Consider the following 21,064-nt stretch of genomic DNA (forward strand, 5'->3'; position numbering starts at 1 on the left):
CATATAGTTACATTCACCTTACAATTAACCTCTTATAAACCAATCAATTAAGTAATTTAGGTAAATAAATTGCTCTCTAGTACCTTTTTATTAATTAGTAACATAGGACTAATTAATAATAAAAAGTAGTTATAAACAACTACAAAAAATAAAACCAAATTATAGGCAATAAAAAACCCGCAACATGTGCGGGTTTTTTTAAAGAGTTAAAGAGCTAATTACTTAGCAGCTTTTTTCTCTTTTTCTGCAGCGATTACTGTATCAGCAACGTTTTGCGGACATGCAGCGTAGTGTGAGAACTCCATAGAGAACTGACCACGACCAGATGTCATTGTACGTAGTGTACCGATGTAACCGAACATTTCTGATAACGGTACGTCAGCTTTAATACGGCTGCCTGTTAAACCAGCTTCTTGGTCTTTCATCATGCCACGACGACGGTTAAGGTCACCGATTACGTCACCAACGTGATCTTCTGGAGTGAACACGTCAACATTCATGATTGGCTCAAGAAGTTGTGCGCCCGCTTTAGGGATCGATTGACGGAAAGCGCCTTTAGCAGCGATTTCGAACGCGATTGCAGATGAATCCACGGCATGGAAACCACCGTCGAAAAGTTCAATTTCAACGTCAAGTACAGGGAAGCCAGCTAGAACACCAGTACCCATCATTGACTTGAAGCCTTTCTCAACTGCAGGCCAGAATTCTTTAGGTACGTTACCACCAACAACTGATGATTTAAACGTGAAACCTGAAGCAACTTCGCCTGGCTTGATGCGGTAGTCGATTTTACCGAACTGACCAGAACCACCAGATTGTTTCTTATGCGTGTAGCTATCTTCAATTTCTTTAGTGATAGTTTCACGGTAAGCAACTTGTGGTTGACCAACAATAAGGTCTACGCCGTAAGTACGCTTAAGAATATCTACTTTGATATCTAAGTGAAGCTCACCCATACCTTTAAGGATAGTCTCGCCTGAATCTTCATCAGTCTCAACTTGGAAAGATGGATCTTCTGCAACCATTTTACCGATAGCAACACCCATTTTCTCATTACCGCCTTTATCTTTAGGCTGTACAGCAATCGAGATTACTGGAGTTGGGAATACCATTGGCTCAAGTGTTACAGGGTGCTTAGGATCACATAGAGTGTGACCAGTTTGCACGTTTTTCATGCCTACGATAGCAATGATGTCACCAGCTTGTGCGCTAGTTAATTCGTTACGGTCATCTGCTTGCATCTCAACCATGCGGCCAACACGCTCAGTTTTACCAGTAAACGAGTTAAGGATAGTGTCACCCTTGTTTAGTTTACCTGAGTAAATACGTACGAATGTTAATGCACCAAAACGGTCATCCATTATTTTGAATGCTAACGCTTTGAAAGGTTCGTCAGTAGATACTACTGCGAACTCGCCATTTTCGTTACCTTCTTCATCCATAAGAGGTTGAGGATCAACTTCTGTAGGACATGGTAAGTAATCAACAACAGCGTCAAGAATAAGCTGCATACCTTTGTTCTTAAACGCAGAACCACAGTATGTTGGGAAGAAAGCAAGGTCACGAGTACCTTTACGGATACAACGTTTGATGTCTTCTAAAGAAGGTGCTTCACCTTCCATGTAAGCTTCAAGTAGTGCATCGTCTTGCTCAAGGGCAGTTTCAACAAGCATTTCATAATACTCGTCAGTTTTATCTACCATGTCTGCAGGAATGTCTGTGATTTCGTAGTTTTCAGGAAGACCAGTGTCATCCCAAACGTATGCTTTTTTAGTTAAAACATCTACAACACCAACAAACTCATCTTCAATACCAATTGGTAAAGTCATGATTAGTGGAGTTGCGCCAAGTACTTTACGTACTTGCTCAGTTACACGGTAAAAATCAGCACCCATACGGTCTAATTTATTTACGAAGATAATACGTGCAACTTCTGAATCATTAGCATAACGCCAGTTAGTTTCTGATTGTGGTTCAACACCACCAGAACCACAGAACACACCGATGCCGCCATCTAGTACTTTAAGTGAACGGTAAACTTCAACTGTGAAGTCAACGTGTCCAGGAGTATCGATAACGTTAAAGCGGTGATCTTTCCAGAAACAGCTTACAGCCGCAGACTGAATAGTAATACCGCGCTCAGCTTCTTGTTCCATGAAGTCAGTAGTAGATTCACCATCATGAACCTCACCAGTTTTATGGATTTGACCAGTAAGCTTTAGGATACGCTCAGTAGTCGTGGTCTTACCCGCATCAACGTGCGCGAAAATACCAATGTTTCTGTACTTCGATAAATCTGCCATTAATTTTGCTCTTAATAAAGTCGATAAATTATTCCGCAGGAGTATAACATCACTTAAAGCGAACATCACCATACAAGCCGCTTAAAATGCAATCAATTCAACATATTTTTTTTATCGTCAGAATCTATTAAATATCAAACATAACAAAAAAAACGTAAGGCATTGAAATAAATGAAATTTAATATTTAAGCCTTAGGTACAAAAAGTTACTTCGCTATTTTATAGCAACGTTCAGGGCGGCCAATACTGCCATAACTTTGATCCGCTGTTAACTTACCTGATTCAAGCAAATACTCCAAATAACGGCGTGCTGTAGAGCGACTAACACCAACCAAATCGCCCATTTGCTGAGCGGTAAATGCAGTGGTTGCGTGCTTTATAAAAGCATAGTGTATCTTGCAAAGTAAAATGTGTGACGAGCAATAAGACAAACAGCAAAGCCATTTTTAGAGATAATTAAATACCTTTATGCTTTCATTGTATTTATAACCTATGCATATAAATAACAAGCTAAATTGAGATGAACTTATTTATTATCATAATTATAGAAATAAATATGTGGATGGATTCTATTAACATCTCATTGTCAAAAAAGCCTAAATTTGGTACATTATTCCTTCAATAGTATTTATAAAAACAACTATAAGACCCTACAATGAAATGGAACTTCCTTCGACTCAGCTCTTGGCTAATTGCACTTACCTTATTAATTTTCTCTCATAATATTTTTGCGCAGCAATATAAAATAGATAAACCAGCTAATTGGGTTAATACACATATTATTGAGCAACCCAAGCATTCCGACATAACCAAAGTACGTGACGGCACACTTTATTTGTTACTCGATAACCAATCCTATATACCGAGCAGACAAAAACAGCAACGCTATACGCGTTTGGTTATGAAAGCTTTAAATCAAAGTGGTGTTGATTATATAAGCCAGCTTAATCTTGATTTTGATCCAAGTTATGAGTCGCTAACACTAAACAGCTTAACGATTATTAGAAATAATGAGCGTATTGATAAGCTTGGCAGCGCGAGAATGACGGTTATGCAAGGTGAATCTGAGTTAGCTGATCGTATTTATAATGGTAGCTTATCACTCAACATTATTATTGATGATATGCGCAGTGGCGACATACTTGATTACAGCTACACAGTGGCAGGTAGCAACCCTATATATGCTAATAAATTTAGTACAAGACGCACGCTAAACTGGTCGGTACCCGTAGTGCAACAAAATATGCGTGTACTTTGGGGTAAACAAACGCCTTTACATATTAATACAATAAACGGCACAGCAGATATTCAAGAAACGCTTAACAAATATGGCAAAGATTATTCTATAACTCTTTTTGAAGAACCTTTACTGGAGCAGAATTCTCAAACCCCAACGTGGTACGACCCATATACACAAGTTTACTTTTCTGAGTTTGACGATTGGGGTCAGGTAGTTAACTGGGCATATCCACTTTATCAATCAGCCATAGAAACCCCAAACAGCATTTTGGATGTAGCTGAAGAAATAAAAGCAAAGCACACAAAAACATCAGACAAAATTGCAGCAGCACTGCGCTTTAGCCAAGACGAAGTTCGATATTTAGGGCTTGAAATGGGCACTAACTCGCATCAACCAACGTCAGCTTCAGAAACGCTTTCGCTACGATATGGCGATTGCAAAGATAAAACAGTACTGCTTATCTCGTTATTAAAAGCGATGGATATAGAGGCCTTCCCTGCGCTAGTTGATACAGAGGAAACCAAACGTTTAAAAGAACTTCCACCTTCTGCAAGTGTATTTAATCACGTAATTGTTACGCTTAAACAAAACGGAAAACGCTACTGGCTCGATCCTACGGTTAGCTACCAACGAGGTGCTCTCGAATATTTAGCGCAGCCTGATTATGGCTATGCCCTAATTATTGATAAAGGTGAAACCGCTTTAACTTCAATGGCGCAAAAGCCTGTACATACAAATGTATCTGTAGAGGATAACTTTTTTATTGCTGAAAAAGTATCTGAGCCATCACGTTTTGAAACCCAGTACACTTATGCTGAATTTGAAGCAATTAACCGAAGAAGTAATATAGCCAGCAGTGGTCTAAATAGCGTTGCTAAATCTTACTTCGAGTATTACCAAAGTTTTTTAAATGGCTTATCAATCAATGAAGCAATGGCAATTAGTGAGCAAGAACAAACGGGTAAACTAATAACCAAAGAATCGTATTTAATTAGTGAATTTTGGGATAAAACAGACGAAGGCTACGAAGCTAGTTTTTATGCGAGTGAAATACAAAATAGCGTTTACGAACCAAAGCAGGTAAATCGCACCGACCCACTTTACTTTGACTACCCCAATATAATTAACACCACAATAAAACTACATTTTGCAGAAAAAGGTTGGGGATTTGATAGCGATCAACAAGAAATTGATAACAACTACTTCAATCTAAAAACAACTACTGAATTTAATGATAACGTTTTAACACTGAGTTATGACTATTACGCAAAACAAGATCATATTAAAGCCGCTCAAATAGATGATTATTTAGCACAGCGTAAAAAGTTAATATCAGCAACCCATTACCCTATTCTAAAATATGCAAAAGCGAGCGAAACACCTCAAACAACAGCTGATGTGCTAGATAGCTTTGGTTATAGCTGGCTTAAATATGTGTTGGCTGGCTATATTTTAGTACTCATATTCTTTTTCGCCGATTGGCGATTAGAGTCAGCAAAAAAAGTTAAATTTGAAGATAGTCCATTTTATGCAGTGTCTATAAGTAAGTTTATTATTTACAGTATTTTAAGTTTAGGCATATTTGTTAACTACTGGAGTTATCGTAACTTTAAAGCCATTAAAGAGCGCGATAACTCAAGTATTATGCCTATTGCTCGAGGTATATTTGCGTTTTTATGGTATTACCCTTTGTATCTCGCACTTGCAGAGCACAGCCAACAACAGTTAAACAAAAATAGAGTAATGCCTAACTGGACTGCCTTAACACTCTGGCTAATGGTACTCGCCAGCGCCTTTGCTTATCGTATGGACGAATACGCAACCATAGTGATTTGTATAATGCCATTTTTATGGTTGCCTCTAGTTAGTTACATTGAACAAACCGATACAAGTAAAGAAGCCCTACATTACAACTCGTACTGGCGAATTAGACAGTATTTAATCTCGCTTGCGTTTGCACCTCTATTATTTTTAGGCGTACTTCAAGAAGTAAATATTTTACCTAATGCCGCAATTATAAAAGGCGATAGTTTATGGTCTTACCAAGTACACTTTTTAAAACGTAATCGCCTAACACCTGAAAACGAAGAAATACTCTATTTTTATAGCGATGCAATGTTTGATTACCGAGAAGACGGTAACGGAATAACCGAGAACTATATTTTTAGCTATTACAAAAATGACCAAGGAGAACTTGAATCAGATCTTAGTCATTTTAAAGACATAGAAAAAATAGAAACCACATACGGTAAAACCAAACTTGATAATACAAGTATTAAAGTAATAAAAACTGACGGTAGTGATTTTTTACTTATTGTAGGACGTTTTAACAAACAAGATAAAGTACTCGTAAAGCAAATTAATTTACGTATAGCAGCCAATAAATTACAATAATTTGACTAAGCTTAATTTAATGCATATTATTACTTTGTTCACAAAACAAACAACCGTGAGCGATATTGGATATAATCATCGAGGGAAATAATATGATCAAATTAATAGCTAAATCTGTAATACTGAGTACGTTACTGTCAGCCCCGTGCTTTGCTGAAAGTAGCAATACAACAAATTCTTTAAACAGTAAGAATCAAGTGACTGCTAATTTTGCAGTTGACTACTCTCAATACAATACTGTTTTAGAAGCCTCTGTTCTTGAATTGGCTCGTTCAGATAGATCGTACATTTCCTATGATGAAAATGAGCAAGGTCCTAACCTCGGAAGTAACCGAGCGACTGATGCAGAAGCAAACCGCTTTTATTATGAGCAATTTATTGATGATCCAGAATTAACAAAATCAATTGCCGCTATACAAAGTAATCTTCTTAGTTATTTAGCAAATAACCAACTTAGTAAATTAAGTAATGAAGAACAAACTGCATTTTGGCTGAATCTACATAATGTAGCAGTAATAAATGAATTAGCTCAGCGCTACCCAAAAGACACTAATAGTTTATCTTATGACGTGGCTGATAAAAGCAGCTTCTTTTACAAAAAGCTATTCACATATAACGGGCAAGAACTTAGTTTAGATGACATTGAATACAAAATATTAATGCCATTAAATAAAAATAACCCTCTTGTAATGTATGGCTTATATAAAGGCTATATCGGTTCACCAAATATTAGAACTCAGGCATACACCGCGAATAACTTAATGCCTTCATTAATTGATAACGCTCAAGAATTTATTAATTCAAATAGAGGCACTAATTACAGCAGTAACCTTCTTAATGTATCGACCATGTATAAAGATAAAAAAGCATATTTTAATGACTTTAATAATGATTTACTTGCTCACCTGAGTTTGTATGCAGATAACGATTTACTAAATAAGTTAAAAAATAAAAAAACAGCTCTTTTTACCATCGATAATTATGACATTACTGATGTAACAGGTCCTAAGCACCGAGACTCTTACGATATTATTATTAGTAATTGGGATAAAGCATTACTGATCCCTCAGCATAGCTTTCCTCGCTTAAACAATCTTAATATTCCAGCTAAGCGAATCGTTATTCTTAGAGAGTTACAAAGAAAAAATGATTTGTTAAAAACAAATGTAAGTGGTGAAAACGCCTACTACGCTAATAACCAATAGTATAATCCCAATTAAAAATGCGCAGTAAATGAAGTAACCCCAATAGTTGGACATACCAATTACTGGGGTTTTTTTATGTCCAAACCTTATAGAGCATTCACATTAAAGCTCGCTAAACTTTTCCAAAGACACAGCCCTAGGGCCCTAAGCTTAAAATACAAACGAAAACCTCTCTCCTGCATTAATCGATTAGCTCTAATAAATAAAAATCACTATTAGATATATCGAATTAAAGCTCTACTGGTTAGTCAAACAGCTTAGATTATTATTCTTTTTCATACTTAACATTAGCTTACAAAACAAACAAAGAGATAATAGGAATTATTTGCATTTAGGTGTTGACAGACAGTTAGATCTAACTGATAATCAATATCAACAAGACGGAAGACATACTGGCTTGTGACGGAATGAATTGATTAATTGTTTCTGACCCTGAAACAACGTGTAGCGCACGTTAACAGCTATGGTTACTTATTATGGACCGCAACGCCCCTTGATGTTGATAATAAGTAACCGCCCTATTTTACTTGCTACATTGCTCATATCGGTGACGGTAGATATGAAACTAAAAAAGCCCTTACGGGCTTTTTTTATGTCTGCAATTTAACAAATTTAAGTTACTTATAACGCTAAATAACCTGAACTCTGGTTAAGAGATTTACTAACGTATTGAGTCATGGTGATATTTAAATTTATTTTCTCTAGCCAGAGATTTTCAGTGAAAACAAGGCGAATTTACGCGTCAATAGCTGGTCTATTGCAAGTAAATTCAACACAGTTAGCGCTGAAAATAGCTGCTCGAGATAGATTTATTATTCTAGGGCGTGTTGACCTTTGTGGATTGAAATTTGTTCAATCTAGGGGCGATTTAATCGCGGCGCGAGGTTTGTAACCTAGTGGGCTAAGTAAAAACCGAGCAACAAAGAGTCAATCGTCCCTAGAAAGAACCCAAAGGGCAGCGCATGTCTTGCCTTTATGCTGCGTTATCGCCTATTTATGGGGAATAACCACACTACATAGGCTCTGCCTTGCCCAAATACCAAACATACTGCTGCAAATTCAACCACGAAAGATCAACACGCCCTAGGTTCAGGTTAATTATTAACGACGGTTTTTACGCGCTCGTGCTCGGCGTTGAAGTTTCTCTTCTTCTTTAGCTTGTTTTTTAGCTTCTGCAGCGGCACGTAAACCAGCAACCATTACTTCTTCTTCCTCACGCATTTGCGGAGTTTCCATTGTAATGCGACCAATAATACCATCACGTAATTCGTTAATTAGTATTTCAGACATTTTATACGTGTCGATTTGATTACCACCACGAATACAACCACGCTTTTTACCCGCCATTTCAACAAACTCCCAATCACTTTCAGGAAGTTCGGCAATTTTATAACGTGCTTTTAAAAGCTCTGGGTACGCACGCAATAAGTATTCAGCGGTATAGCTAGCTACTTCTTCATACTCAAGCGCTGTATCACGAATAGCACCTGTAGCACCTAAACGATAACCTGAGTTTTCGTTCTCTACTTTTGGCCAAAGCATACCCGGCGTATCGTAAAGCATAATGCCATCCTCAAGCTTAATGCGTTGCTGCGCTTTAGTTACTGCAGGTTCATTACCTGTTTTTGCAACTATACGCCCAGCTAATACATTAATTAACGTAGATTTACCTACGTTAGGAATACCCATTATCATGGCTTTAATTTGCTTATCGGCACCCACTTTATGCGGCACCAGTTTTTTACAAAGTTCGTTAATGCGATGTACTTCAGCCGCTTTATCATGTCCAAAAGAAATAGCTTTAACACCGTTTTCTTGCTCAAAATAATCTTTCCAGATTTGAGTCATTTTAGGGTCAGCTAAATCAGCTTTGTTCATAATTTTGATGACCGGCTTACCTTCACGCAAGGTTGCCACCATCGGATTTTCGCTACTATAAGGAATGCGCGCATCAAGCACTTCAATGATCACATCCATTTGTGGCATTATTTCTTTAATTTCATTGCGGGCTTTATTCATGTGCCCAGGGAACCACTGGATAGCCATTTTTAACTCCTAACGTATAATTAACCGCTATTTTAACTGGCAATTCATTTAATTGCGCTATACTGACGCAAATTTTTTCAGATTAGTTGTTATGGCTCTTAAATCCACCATTATGAAAGTGCAGTTATCGCTTAGCGATATGGACCGCCACGTTTATCAAGATTTTAATTTAACCTTGGCTCAACACCCATCAGAAACCGATCAGCGGTTGATGATTCGCTTACTCGCTTTTGCGCTAAATAGCTGTGATGGTTTAGAATTTACTAAAGGATTAAGCGCTGATGATGAGCCTGAACTTTGGCATGTAAGCTATAGTGAAGAAATAGAACTATGGGTTGAGCTTGGCTTACCAGATGAAAAACGTCTTAAAAAAGCCTGTAATAAATCTAAAAAAGTGGTGCTATATACTTACGGTGAAAACAATCAAGCAATTTGGTGGCAAAAACACCAACCTAAATTGTATGAATTTAAAAATCTAAGTATTTTTAGCCTTGATTATGCAGCAACACAAGCACTTGCTGCTTTGGTTGATCGTGGAATTAAGCTCGCCATTACCATTCAAGATGGTGAAGTATGGGTAAATACCGATACAACCAATATTGAAATAAAACCGCTGCAATTAATGTAATTACGGTAGTTATACCAATTGCATTAAATTAGTTATCTATTATAGCGACAAATAAATAAGTCGATAACAAGGCAAAAATTATGACATATAGTTGTTCTATATAAATAATTTTTAACGCAGGTAGCGGATTATTTAATACGCTAGAATGATCATGTTTTTAATAAAATTGGTATTAGGGAGCATATGAAAGTTAAACACGTTATTGTTTTACATGGCTTGTATATGTCTGGCTTTGTTATGCGCCCACTTTGTTCACGACTTGAAGAATCGGGGATGACGGTATTAAACATTACCTATAATACGCTCGACCCTCACCGCGATACCATATTTGCACAAATTGATGAGTGTATTTCTAACGAACCTGCAGCGCTTGTATGCCACTCAATGGGAGGGCTTATTGCACGTGCTTACCTAGAGGCAAACTCCCCTGCTAGCCAGAATGTTACGAAGGTAATTACACTGGGTACTCCACATAAAGGCAGCCATATAGCGCAAAAAATGAAGCAAAAAGGGTTTGAATCATTTTTAAAAAATAGTGTTGAATTTTTACTCACTAAAAATGGTAATTGGCCTTTTAAAGCTAAGCTTTACAGTATTGCGGGCGATTTACCTATTGGGCTTATGCCCTTAATAGTCAAAGGTAGCCAGTCAGATGGCACTGTATTACTAGATGAAACCAAACTTAAAGGTATGGCCGAACATAAAGTGTTTCATTTAAGCCATACCAGTATGATTTACTCGCGCCAAGTACTCGATTACATTTTAAAGTGCTTAAACGAGAAAGATTAATCCTCAGCATTGGCTGCTATTTTATAACTAATTAAAAATACCACTGCCAATATAAGCGGAATCGGCGCCGCAATGTAGCCAAAAAAATCTGAGTTCGCAAAGCTTGCACTCGCTAAGTGCGCTACTAACCCAAGTACAAATGCGATGACTGCAATTCCTACCACTATTAACTCTGCTTTATTTTGTTTCGCTGTTTTTGCATGCATGTTATCTCTCCTAATTATTTCGACAACATTATTATGCGCCGTTAGGGTGGATGATTTTTGACCTGCATCAATAAAAAAAATAGCTAAGTTATTACCTTGAATAAAGTTTGTTTTAGATCATGATTTATATACTTTTGAGGTTTATTTACTTTTGAGGGGTAGTATTTTTATTAATCAGACCCACTTCTATTAATAGTCTAAAGTGAATATAGGTATCAAAAACAGCTAATAGGTTAAAACTATTAACTAGATACATTTAAACGATTTTACTAATTTATCGAAATTAGTAATACTTATCACAAGTTCACAAATCAACGGTTATTCAAGGAGCAAGTTATGTCACATGTAAACGCAATTGGTCTAAACAGCGCAAAAAGCGAAGACATCATAAAGTCACTCAATACATTATTGAGTAGCTACCAGATTCAATACATGAACGCGCGTGGCTTTCACTGGAATATTAAAGGCCGTAACTTTTTTGAACTACACGTTAAGTTTGAAGAAATTTATAACTTACTACTTCTAAAAGTAGATGAAGTTGCAGAACGTATTTTAACGTTAGATGGCGCACCTCTACATGCATTTTCTGATTACCTTGAAGTAAGTAAAATCAAAGAAGCTAAAGGTATTAGTGATGGCGTTACAGCCGTAGAAAACCTACTTGCTGGTTACAGCACATTAATTCACATGCAGCGTGATATTTTAAGCCAAGCTGGTGATGCAGACGATGAAGGTACAGCCTCACTAATGAGCGATTACATCTCAGAGCAAGAAAAATTGGTTTGGATGCTAAAGGCTTACTTAGACTAAACTAGCAAAAAAAGCCCTCAATGAAGAGGGCCACAAATAGGGATAAATCGTTAAGTAACTTAGCGATTCGGTTACTATATTAGTCTACTCCCAATACTAAACAACGCCCCTGTTACCAGTGGCGTTGTTTTTGGTTTAAGCGGGTAATAAGCCTGTAATCATCGATGATTTTATTCTAAAAATAGTTTGGATTAGAAATTCACACTTAAATTAGCAAAAAAGCGTCGACCGACAGCATCATAAATAGCTTCATCACCACCACTAGCAGAGATATATGCAGGCGGTAGCTTGTCTGTCACATTACGAAGGCCAAAATCTACACGTGTATTATCAAATACATTATAACTTGCTGAAATATCGTGAGTTATAATAGAACCGACATAGCCAGGTTTTAAATCCTCTTCAATATCACCGTCTGGTGATAAATCAAAGCGCGCAGAACGGTCGGTATAGCGAGTAGTCCAATTAAGCGTTAAATCGTTATAGTTATACACAGCAGAGAAACGTGCCTGCCATTCTGGATCACCAACTTCACCGTCTTCAACATTTACTGTATCTGGTCGACTTTGAAATTCGAACACATCAAGCTCAAGAAGATGATTCACAAATAAGTTGAACTTCAAATCACCTTCTAATGAGTAATCAGTTAAGTTCATATCGTAATCAAAATCAGCTTCAATACCTCTTGTTGTTATTGAGGCTGCATTTAAATAACCTGAACGTACTAAAGTTATATCGTTGCTAGCTGAGTCACGATCAACTTGCGAACAGAACGCTGCATCTGGACCACCAGCAGCATCAACACAATTATCTATAACACTCTGTGCAGAAATAAAAGAAATAGCATCTTCTATTTCAATATCATAGTAATCAACAGTTAATGAAAAGTTTTCAAAAAAGCTCGGAGTCCACACAACACCAGCGGTTAGTGATGTTGATGTTTCTGATTCTAGTTCAGGGTTACCACCACTAAGAACATCAATACTTACATTATCGTTAGCTTGAAAGCCCGCACCTATATTTAATGCCGCACAGTTAGCTGTTCTATTTGGGTTGTTATCTATACGATCTGCATCACAAGGATCTGCAATATTATCAAAACCAGGCGATATTGGATCGAAAGCTTCGGTAATATTTGGTGCACGAACGGCTTGTCCATATGTACCACGTATACGAACATCATCTACTGGACGATATAGTAAACCAACTTTCCATGCGTCAGCTGTACCAGCGTGAGAGTAATCAGCTGTTCTGTATGCTGCATCAATAGTTAACTCTTTTGCAAATGCTACATCAGTTAATAGAGGTAAATTGATTTCAACAAATGCCTCCGTTACATCAAATTCACCGTATGCATCAGGTGTAGCCGCGTTTGATAAAAATCCAGCTTTTGTGAATTCATCAGTAATGCTTTCAGAAGTCTCTTCTCTGTATTCGAAACCGGTAGCCAAACCAATTGCGCCGCCCTGAAGCTCAAAAAACTCACCTGTATCAAACGTTATGCTGCCGCCAATAAGTTCTTGGGTAATTGTATCTGTACGAGTAACATCTGCTGATACATAATCTTTAGCAGCTGCTGAGGCTTGATCAAAGCCAAATGCATTGTATGGAGTACAAGCGTCACCATTTACACTAGCAGGATCAATATAACCTTCTCCTTGTAAGCTAGGTACCTGACTTCGACATGCAGCTTCGCCTGTGGCAGGATCAATCACGGCATCAAGTGCAGCAACCAAATTATCTGGGATTAAGTCATTAAGTGTTTTTCGGCGATTATCTGTTTGGCCGTAAACATAATAAAAATCATAATCAACGTCAGTTTCACTTAAAGTAAAGATCCCTTTAAGCCCAGTTACAACTCGAAATAACTCACGTTTATTATCTGCGCTTCGGTTTCCTAGCTCACCAAAAAATTTAGACATTTCAACGCTAGTAGTACCTTCACTAAGCAGCTGTTGGCGAAGGTTGCTATCTAAATATGGATTATCTTCAACATCAATGAAAATACCACCGAATTCAAAAGATGGTTGAAATTGCTGCTCAACTTCAGTGCGCACAAATTTAAAGTCACTATAAAATGTATGATTATCTGTAAGGTTATAATTTAATGTAGAACCAAGTGTTAACTTTTCAAGCTCTGGTAATACATTTTCATAATCTTGTGTATTAGCACAAAATTCACAACCATCAGGGAAATTACCAAAAGCAAAGCTACCGCTTGCTTCCCGTGCTGGCATTAACTCAGCTCTACCACCATTATTAAAAGTATAGATACTTCCACTATCGCCAAATGGATTAATTACACCATTTTCACTTATTCTTTCAGAAAGCACATTAGGCACTGTTAAACGATCTGGAATACCATCATTTTCACCAGTATTTAATGGGTTATCTACTGTGCCATAAGCATTTGTTTGGCGTAAATCATTGGCTAAAACCTGGCGCACTCTATCTTGGCCTGCGAAAAAGGTTATATTACCTTTACCACCAGCAATATCTGTCCCAGCTACAACACTAAAGCTATGGTTTTCAGTACCCACCCCCTCAGTTGAATTACCAACTGAAGCATTAAACTGTAAACCATCAAAGTTATCTTTCAAAATGACATTAACTACCCCAGATACCGCATCAGAGCCATAAATAGCAGATGCTCCACCTGTGATAATTTCAATTCTCTCTATCAGTGCGGAAGGTATCGTATTTAAATCAACTTGTGATGAGCCGGGTGCCCCTGCTACATGACGCTTACCATTAACTAGAACAAGTGTTCTTGCTGCTCCTAAACGCCTTAAATCAGCAGAACTAACACCAGCGGCAGCATTGCTATTGTTATTACCAACTAATGTATCTGTTGCGCCTATCGAAGGTAATTCAGCTAAAATACTACCTAGATCAGGGGTGCCACCTTTTGCAATATCTTCAGCTGTAATTGTTACAATAGGTGCTGGTTGAGAAAGCTTCGCTTTGCTGATACGAGAGCCTGTAACTTGTACACGTTCTATTTTAGTAATTTCGTCATCTTCTGCAGCCACACCTTGAAATGAAATGCTTGCAAGTATCGCGCTGCTTAGCGCAACTGTTAACGACGATTTTTTAAATAATCGTGCGCTACCTTTGTTAGTTAATGTCATATAATTCCCCTGAATTGTTATTTTTGTAACTAAATAGTTACTTCGCGGATTACAGTAAGGGGATTTATTTAAACACTCTACGTACGTTATTTATTAGGCGTAATCTTTGGTATGAATAGCTAGTTTTATGGGACGAATTAGTACGTCACAATTATTTTATAAATATATTGTACTTTTCATAACAGTTTTTCCGCTAAGCACGGTCTTTATTATTATATACAGCAAGAGATATAAAATAATGGTCGCTTCTTTTCATGCATTAACTTTTGTTAGTAACACTAAGTTTGCAACATTTTTAACAAAGCGCGTGCAAGAGCACCGACACTTTGAATCTCAATCTTTTATTCAGGCAAACAGATTAGATCAGATAGATACAGATCAATACAACGTACTGTTTTACGAACTAACTAATCTGGCTGACCCTATGCAAATAGTGCATTTAACAGAGCTAGCTAAAAAACTTAAGTTAGTCATTATTGCCCAGTCGGGTCATTTTGCGAGTTTTGCTTTTGAAGTTGGCGCTGTTGATTTTTTAATAGTAGATTCAACTGCACCACGTATTGATAAATGCTTTGATAAACTAATTCACCTTTGCCCGATTGCAAGCGCGGCCGAACGTCAATATCAACAAAGCACACAAACCGAAAAACCATCATCACATATCGTAGTTAAAGATGTAGGTAAGGTAAGGCTAATTGATATAAAAGATATTATTTGGATTAATGGTGCGGGCAATTATGTAGAGCTGCATTTTACCCAAGGTAGTACACCGGTATTACACCGCGAAACCATGAAAAATATTGAACAGCAGCTAGAGCCAGAAGGGTTTATTCGTATTCATCGCTCAACGCTGGTAAGAAAACAAGCTATCTGCGAACTGATGCCTACTGACAGTGGCGATTATAAAGTTAGACTTAAAAACGATATGTGCTTAAACCTTTCAAGGCGCTATAAAGGGTGTTTAGAGAGTATTATAAGCCCTCTTCAGTAGCGGTTTATAATACTCATATTAATTACCAGTTCTGTTTTATATAACTATCACTTGGATGCATTAATAAATAGCTTTCAGTATCTTTATAAAAATTAACTTCTACATCGCTATTTTTCCATACTTTTTCAAACATGTTTTTAGCTATGATATTAATGTTTATATAGTCAACTCGTTGATAGCCACGTTCTTTTACACCCGCAAAATAGGCCTCTAACGAATCAAGACTATCTAAAGTTAACAGTTCAAACTCTTTTAAGTTAACAATCACAAACTTAATCGTATTTTCAGGGTGAGTGCTCAATTCTTGAATAACACCATTAGTTAATGATGTTATACCTTCATTGTTAAAGCTCCCCTTCAATTTTAAATACATATGAGGAGGCTGTGAACAAATCTGAAATTCGCCATGTGCTCCAAACATAAATTACCTTATATATATCAACTTCTATATAGAGTAATACAATTTTCCGATTTTGCAGTTAATTTAACAGCGCAATAAAAAAGGCCATTTCGAGGGCTTTTTCTTCTAAGCTTTTAAAACGACCTGATGCACCGCCATGGCCTGCATCCATATCGGTTTTAAAGACTAAAATATTACTGTCTGTTTTAAGTTCACGCATTTTTGCAACCCACTTCATAGGCTCCCAATACTGTACTTGTGAGTCATGAAGACCGGTAGTAACGAGTATGTTCGGGTAGTTTTGTGCGCTAATATTGTCATAAGGTGAGTAAGCTTCTATCACATCATAAAATTGAGGCTCATTTGGATTACCCCATTCATCGTATTCATTTGTTGTGAGCGGAATACTCTCATCAAGCATTGTGGTTAATACGTCTAAAAATGGTACATGACAGCCAACACCGCAATATAACTCTGGTGCCTGGTTTACAACCGCTCCCATTAATAAGCCACCGGCACTGCCGCCTGAGGCAAACACCTTATTGCTATCACAATAACCTTGATCAACAAGCGCTTTTGTCACATCAATAAAGTCACTAAAGCTATTTTGTTTATGCTCTTTTTTACCTTGCTCATACCATTCGCGACCTAGCATTTCAGAGCCTCGAACATGCGCAATAACATAAACAAAGCCACGATCGAGTAAGCTCAATGACGAACTAGAAAAACTAGGATCAATCGTATAACCATAGGCGCCATAGCCGTATTGAAATAACGGATTTGTGCCATCTTTTTTAAAGCTGTCTTTTCGATAAACAACAGATACAGGTACTTTAACTCCGTCGCGAGCAGTTACCATTAATCGCTCCGACTGATAGTCATCGGCATTAAAACTACCGAGTACTTTTTGCTGTTTAAGTAGTGTTTTTTCGCCAGTTGCTAAATCAACATCATATAAAGAGCCTGGTGTTGTTAAACTTGAGTAATAAATACGCGCAGTGCGTGTGTCTGGCTCTGGGTTCATTGCTATTGCAGCATAATAACAAGGATCGGCAAACTCAAGTGCCATACGATCCCCTAGCCTATTAACAACTACAAATCGAGCTTGCCCTTGCTCGCGTTCACTCAATACTAAAAAGTCATTAAATAACTCTACACCTTCAAGCAGTACATTTTCTCTGTGAGCTGTATGCTCAAACCATTGTGTTTTATCAGCAATCGTTTCGTTTGTTGCCGTCATTAATCTAAAGTTTTTAGCTTGCCAGTTAGTCACAATATAAAATGTGTCACCTAGCTTATCTACGTCAAACTCGTGGCCATCTTCACGCGGCATTAATGCTTTAAATTCGTCAGTGGGCTTATTAGCATCAAGCACCCATGTATCGTTGGTCTCTGTCGATGCTAAATCAATAATAATTAAGCCTTCGTCGCGGCTTTTACCAAGCCCCATAAAAAAGCTGCTGTCTTGCTCTTCGTAAACCATTACATCTTGGCTTTGCTCGCTGCCAAGCTCATGCCTAAATACTTGGTATCCTAGTAGCGTTTTTAAATCTTTTTTTACATAAAAAACAGTTTTATTGTCGTTAGCCCAAACAATCTGCCCTTCTGTATTTTCAAGTACATCAGGTAGCATTTCACCGGTCGTTAAGCTTTTAAAGCGAACATTATAAATACGACGACCTTCAGTATCTTCAGAGTAAGCCATAAGCTGCTCGCATGGGCTTAGTGCGACTTCTCCTAGCTCAAAAAACTCAAATCCCTCAGCTAATATATTCACATCGAGTAAAAGCTCTTTATTATCAGCCCTTATGCTCGTGCTTCTATAATGGCGAGAGTACTCATCATCACCACGAACTTCTGAGTGATACCAGTATTTCCCGTCTTTAACGGGTACCGAGTTATCGTCTTTTACAATGCGTGCTTTTAACTCTTCAAAAAGTGTATTTTGGAGTGGCTTCATTGCAGCTAACTGTTCATCGCAATACGCATTTTCAGCATGTAAATGAGCAAGTACTTGCTCATCCTGACGATCGTCATCACGCATCCAATAGTAATTATCAGTGCGTATTTTATTATGAGTACTTAATGTATGGGCTTGCTGTTTAGCAATCGGGAAATTAGGTAATAAACTTAAAGAATAGTCAGGACGAGACACAACAAAACCAATTAAAAAAATAACGTGATTTACAGTTTATCATAAAAATAAAAAAGCCCATCCAATAGTTGGATGGGCTAAAACGGTAAACGCTTCATTACTAAAACCGCTATACCTTTGGGAAGATAATTCACTAACAGCCTTATATTTGCTGCCAAGCCATAGCCCAACTTTGTCCAATACCGGGCTCGAACATAAACTTTTTATCGTCACTCGCGCGGCAAAACTCATTAAATGGCCAAGGCCTACATTGATAAACATGCCCTGTTTTTGGCTGCAATACCTTTGTACCCGCATTATAGTTTTCACAATTTTCAGGGTACACGTAATCATAAGTATCAAGGTTATTAACAACACGCTCATCGCATTTTGCAATACAATGAAAATCGACATGCGCTTTACATATACCACTGCTTTGCAAAGCAAAAATTTCATTGTTTCTATAGGCTACAATTAAACCTTGTTCGGTCATTTTACCTGCGCTAACAAGGGGTACATGCACGTTAATATGCTCGGCAACTAAACGTGGCCATGCGTGAGGTTCACCTTGTTCAAGCGAGGTGATTTTGTAATCAAATGATAAACTAGCTAGCTCTCCTTGCATGTCATAAAAGGTTACACTCACCACATCGCCAATAAACAATTGGGTATGATGATTTAAGCAACCTATTGTTGACCACTTTCCACAGGCCAACGACGTATGCATAAACACGGCAACACCTTAAGAGTTACAAAATCTTATCCATACACTATGGATACACAAAAAATACACTGAGGGCAAGTGATACATAACAACACGTTATGCAGTAGTCCCGCTACCATAGCTTTATAAAAAGCCTTAGACCGGAAACTTTGCGCCCTAATCTTTCGATTAGTTTGCCAGCAATGCGGCGATTATAATTCGGCCCCGCATAACAATCAAACAAAAGAATGTAACCAAAAATAAAAACCAACCCTTTAAGATTGGTTTAATGTGTTTTTAACTAAATAAATAAGTTAAAGGTTCTTTTGCCCACGTAAATATCAGCAACACCAATAAAGATATAAATATTAGCCACGCAGGCCAAGACGCTTTTGTTACTTTAGCCTCAGAGTCATCCGCTTTTAACTCTTTTGAGCCTGTGATCATCGCCTTAACTAGCGGCTTACCTTTTATTCTATAAACAATAATAGCTAATACATGTAAACCAATAGCATAAAGTAAAATGTCAAAATTCAGCTCATGTAGCCAATTTGCAAAATCAATCGTATCGCTAGACACATATTGAGCAAGCGGGCCGTCAGTTAAAATGCCATCACTACTCATTAACCCGGTAATAAGCTGCGTAATTATAATTATAAAAAATACCATTACCATACAACTGCCAGGTGCTGAATGACCTAGCGAGTCGCTTGGTGTCTTTAGTGCCTTTAAAATAGCACGAGGAGAGTGCAGCAACCCACTTAATCTCGCAGTTTTACTTCCGATAATGCCCCATATTAAACGCGTTACGATGAGTGCTAAAGTAAAGAACCCAGCAACAAAATGAAGCTCAATCATGCCCTCTTCAATACTAAAATAAAGCACCGCAATACTTACAACCAAAAACCAATGAAAGCATCTAATAAACCCATCCCACACTTTTAACGTCGTCATTGCGCCTATCCTTAAAAAAACAGTATTATCTAATTCGTTAACTACTTTAACATCATAATATTAAGGTATCCTTATGAGCCATTCTACAAGCCGTGCGAGTAAATATCATGCAACCAGTTAAAAAAGCTATTTTAAAAGGCTTTTTAGATATGCTACCACTGTGTTTAGCTGTTGTTCCTTGGGGCATTTTATGTGGTTCTTTAGCGATTCAAAATGGCTTTAGTGCACTAGAAACCCAAGCAATGTCGTTATTAGTCTTTGCAGGCTCTGCACAGCTTGTTGCAATTGAACTTGTAGCGGGCAACACACCATTGCTCACAATTTTATTCACAACATTTATTATTAGCTCTCGGCACTTTTTATACGGTTTAGCTGTACGTCATAAGGTAATTGACCAACCTATGCGTTGGCGCTTACCAGTAAGTTTTGTATTAACCGATGAGTTATTTGCATTTTCTCACCATAGAAAAGCGTACAGAACAAAAACACGTTTAATATACGCATTGAGCGCTGGTTTTAGCTTTTATATTGCATGGAATATTTGGACGTTAATTGGCATTGTAGCAGGCACAATGCTGCCCGATTTAACTAATTTAGGGCTCGACTTTGCCATTGCTGCCACGTTTATAGCTTTGGTTATTCCGGGCATTAAAAATTTGGCCTCACTCGTTACGGTAATTGTAGCAGGCATTAGCGCAACGCTTTTAAAAAGCACAGGATTTGAGTTATGGCTTGTTTGCTCAGCGCTGCTGGCAATGGCCGCAGGTTACAGCACAGCAAGACTAACCACTAAAAAGGAAGTAACGCCATGATGACGACTATTTTACTCATGGCGTGCATTACATTTTTTACGCGTTATTTATTTTTACACCGTGCTTTGCCGTTTAAAGTAGGCCCTAAAATGCAGCAATTTTTAAGCTTTAGCGCACCAGCAGTGCTTACAGCAATTTGGGTGCCTATCGTGTTTTTGAATGAAGATGGCATTAACTTAAACTGGCAAAACCCTTATTTAAGCGCAGCAATAGTCGCCATTATTGTTGCCTACAAAACACATAATATTTATTACACTACGCTTGCCGGTATGGGGCTATTTCTAATTTTAAATTAGTGCGATCTTTATACTTTATGAA

The 21,064-nt window shown here is 37.6% G+C and carries 16 protein-coding genes, 1 pseudogene and 1 riboswitch; of the genes and pseudogenes, 8 read left to right on the plus strand and 9 right to left on the minus strand.

Features of this window, described 5'->3' with window-relative positions; genetic code table 11:
* Window positions 1-218: 218 nt before the first annotated feature.
* The gene (gene fusA, locus I6F42_RS17415) at window positions 219-2,303 is read right to left on the minus strand and encodes an elongation factor G (RefSeq protein ID WP_010554859.1); all 2,085 of its coding nucleotides are present in this window, start codon (window positions 2,301-2,303) and stop codon (window positions 219-221) included.
* A gap of 206 nt (window positions 2,304-2,509) precedes the next feature.
* Window positions 2,510-2,713, minus strand: a pseudogene (locus I6F42_RS17420) (HTH domain-containing protein); the annotation flags it as partial.
* 245 nt (window positions 2,714-2,958) lie between these two features.
* On the opposite strand from I6F42_RS17420, the gene I6F42_RS17425 reads away from it, so the two are divergent.
* The gene (locus I6F42_RS17425; RefSeq protein ID WP_197152916.1) at window positions 2,959-5,937 is read left to right on the plus strand and encodes a DUF3857 domain-containing transglutaminase family protein; all 2,979 of its coding nucleotides are present in this window, start codon (window positions 2,959-2,961) and stop codon (window positions 5,935-5,937) included.
* 92 nt (window positions 5,938-6,029) lie between these two features.
* On the plus strand, window positions 6,030-7,142 hold the full coding sequence (locus I6F42_RS17430; protein ID WP_010554856.1) for a DUF547 domain-containing protein: 1,113 nt from the start codon (window positions 6,030-6,032) through the stop codon (window positions 7,140-7,142).
* A gap of 1,101 nt (window positions 7,143-8,243) precedes the next feature.
* Here I6F42_RS17430 and ylqF read toward each other — a convergent pair.
* On the minus strand, window positions 8,244-9,188 hold the full coding sequence (gene ylqF / locus I6F42_RS17435) for a ribosome biogenesis GTPase YlqF (protein WP_010554855.1): 945 nt from the start codon (window positions 9,186-9,188) through the stop codon (window positions 8,244-8,246).
* 91 nt (window positions 9,189-9,279) lie between these two features.
* On the opposite strand from ylqF, the gene I6F42_RS17440 reads away from it, so the two are divergent.
* Window positions 9,280-9,816, plus strand: a complete 537-nt coding sequence (locus tag I6F42_RS17440; protein ID WP_024593828.1) for a YaeQ family protein — start codon at window positions 9,280-9,282, stop codon at window positions 9,814-9,816.
* Window positions 9,817-9,999: 183 nt separating this feature from the next.
* Window positions 10,000-10,605 (plus strand): alpha/beta fold hydrolase, encoded by a 606-nt coding sequence (locus I6F42_RS17445; protein WP_010554854.1) that lies wholly within the window; start codon window positions 10,000-10,002, stop codon window positions 10,603-10,605.
* Here the strand turns inward: I6F42_RS17445 and I6F42_RS17450 are convergent.
* On the minus strand, window positions 10,602-10,811 hold the full coding sequence (locus I6F42_RS17450) for a hypothetical protein (protein WP_010554853.1): 210 nt from the start codon (window positions 10,809-10,811) through the stop codon (window positions 10,602-10,604). The two genes, I6F42_RS17445 and I6F42_RS17450, sit on opposite strands and share 4 nt — an antisense overlap.
* Before the next feature lie 336 nt (window positions 10,812-11,147).
* Between I6F42_RS17450 and I6F42_RS17455 the strand changes: the two genes are divergently transcribed.
* A complete protein-coding gene (locus I6F42_RS17455) occupies window positions 11,148-11,621 on the plus strand; it encodes a Dps family protein (RefSeq protein WP_004334993.1) in 474 nt (157 codons plus the stop codon).
* A 191-nt stretch (window positions 11,622-11,812) separates the two neighbouring features.
* Here I6F42_RS17455 and I6F42_RS17460 read toward each other — a convergent pair whose 3' ends face one another.
* On the minus strand, window positions 11,813-14,752 hold the full coding sequence (locus I6F42_RS17460; RefSeq protein WP_010554852.1) for a TonB-dependent receptor domain-containing protein: 2,940 nt from the start codon (window positions 14,750-14,752) through the stop codon (window positions 11,813-11,815).
* 238 nt (window positions 14,753-14,990) lie between these two features.
* Between I6F42_RS17460 and I6F42_RS17465 the strand changes: the two genes are divergently transcribed.
* Window positions 14,991-15,743: a LytTR family DNA-binding domain-containing protein gene (locus I6F42_RS17465; RefSeq protein WP_007579810.1), complete on the plus strand. Its 753-nt coding sequence runs from the start codon at window positions 14,991-14,993 to the stop codon at window positions 15,741-15,743.
* A gap of 22 nt (window positions 15,744-15,765) precedes the next feature.
* Here I6F42_RS17465 and I6F42_RS17470 read toward each other — a convergent pair whose 3' ends face one another.
* The 4 genes from I6F42_RS17470 to I6F42_RS17485 all read right to left on the minus strand — a co-directional run bounded on the left by I6F42_RS17470 (window position 15,766) and on the right by I6F42_RS17485 (window position 19,934).
* A complete protein-coding gene (locus I6F42_RS17470; protein WP_197152918.1) occupies window positions 15,766-16,164 on the minus strand; it encodes a hypothetical protein in 399 nt (132 codons plus the stop codon).
* A gap of 58 nt (window positions 16,165-16,222) precedes the next feature.
* Window positions 16,223-18,298, minus strand: coding sequence for a S9 family peptidase (locus I6F42_RS17475; protein WP_197152920.1), 2,076 nt, complete (start codon window positions 18,296-18,298; stop codon window positions 16,223-16,225).
* 142 nt (window positions 18,299-18,440) lie between these two features.
* Complete coding sequence (locus tag I6F42_RS17480; protein WP_197152922.1) at window positions 18,441-19,004, minus strand: chitin-binding protein; 564 nt, start codon at window positions 19,002-19,004, stop codon at window positions 18,441-18,443.
* Between the two features lie 96 nt (window positions 19,005-19,100).
* Window positions 19,101-19,189, minus strand: a riboswitch (cyclic di-GMP riboswitch).
* An 88-nt stretch (window positions 19,190-19,277) separates the two neighbouring features.
* Window positions 19,278-19,934, minus strand: coding sequence for a cytochrome b/b6 domain-containing protein (locus I6F42_RS17485; protein ID WP_007579804.1), 657 nt, complete (start codon window positions 19,932-19,934; stop codon window positions 19,278-19,280).
* 107 nt (window positions 19,935-20,041) lie between these two features.
* Here I6F42_RS17485 and I6F42_RS17490 point away from each other — a divergent pair, with 107 nt between their 5' ends.
* Together I6F42_RS17490 and I6F42_RS17495 are read left to right on the plus strand one after the other, a co-directional pair.
* The gene (locus I6F42_RS17490; protein ID WP_197152924.1) at window positions 20,042-20,746 is read left to right on the plus strand and encodes an AzlC family ABC transporter permease; all 705 of its coding nucleotides are present in this window, start codon (window positions 20,042-20,044) and stop codon (window positions 20,744-20,746) included.
* Entirely contained in the window at window positions 20,743-21,042 is a 300-nt protein-coding gene (locus I6F42_RS17495) for an AzlD domain-containing protein (protein ID WP_004335020.1), read from the plus strand. The genes I6F42_RS17490 and I6F42_RS17495 overlap by 4 nt, the downstream gene beginning before the upstream one ends.
* Window positions 21,043-21,064 lie beyond the last annotated feature (22 nt).

The sequence above is a fragment of the Pseudoalteromonas sp. SWYJZ12 genome, from assembly GCF_015864395.1.
Lineage (GTDB): Bacteria > Pseudomonadota > Gammaproteobacteria > Enterobacterales > Alteromonadaceae > Pseudoalteromonas > Pseudoalteromonas arctica.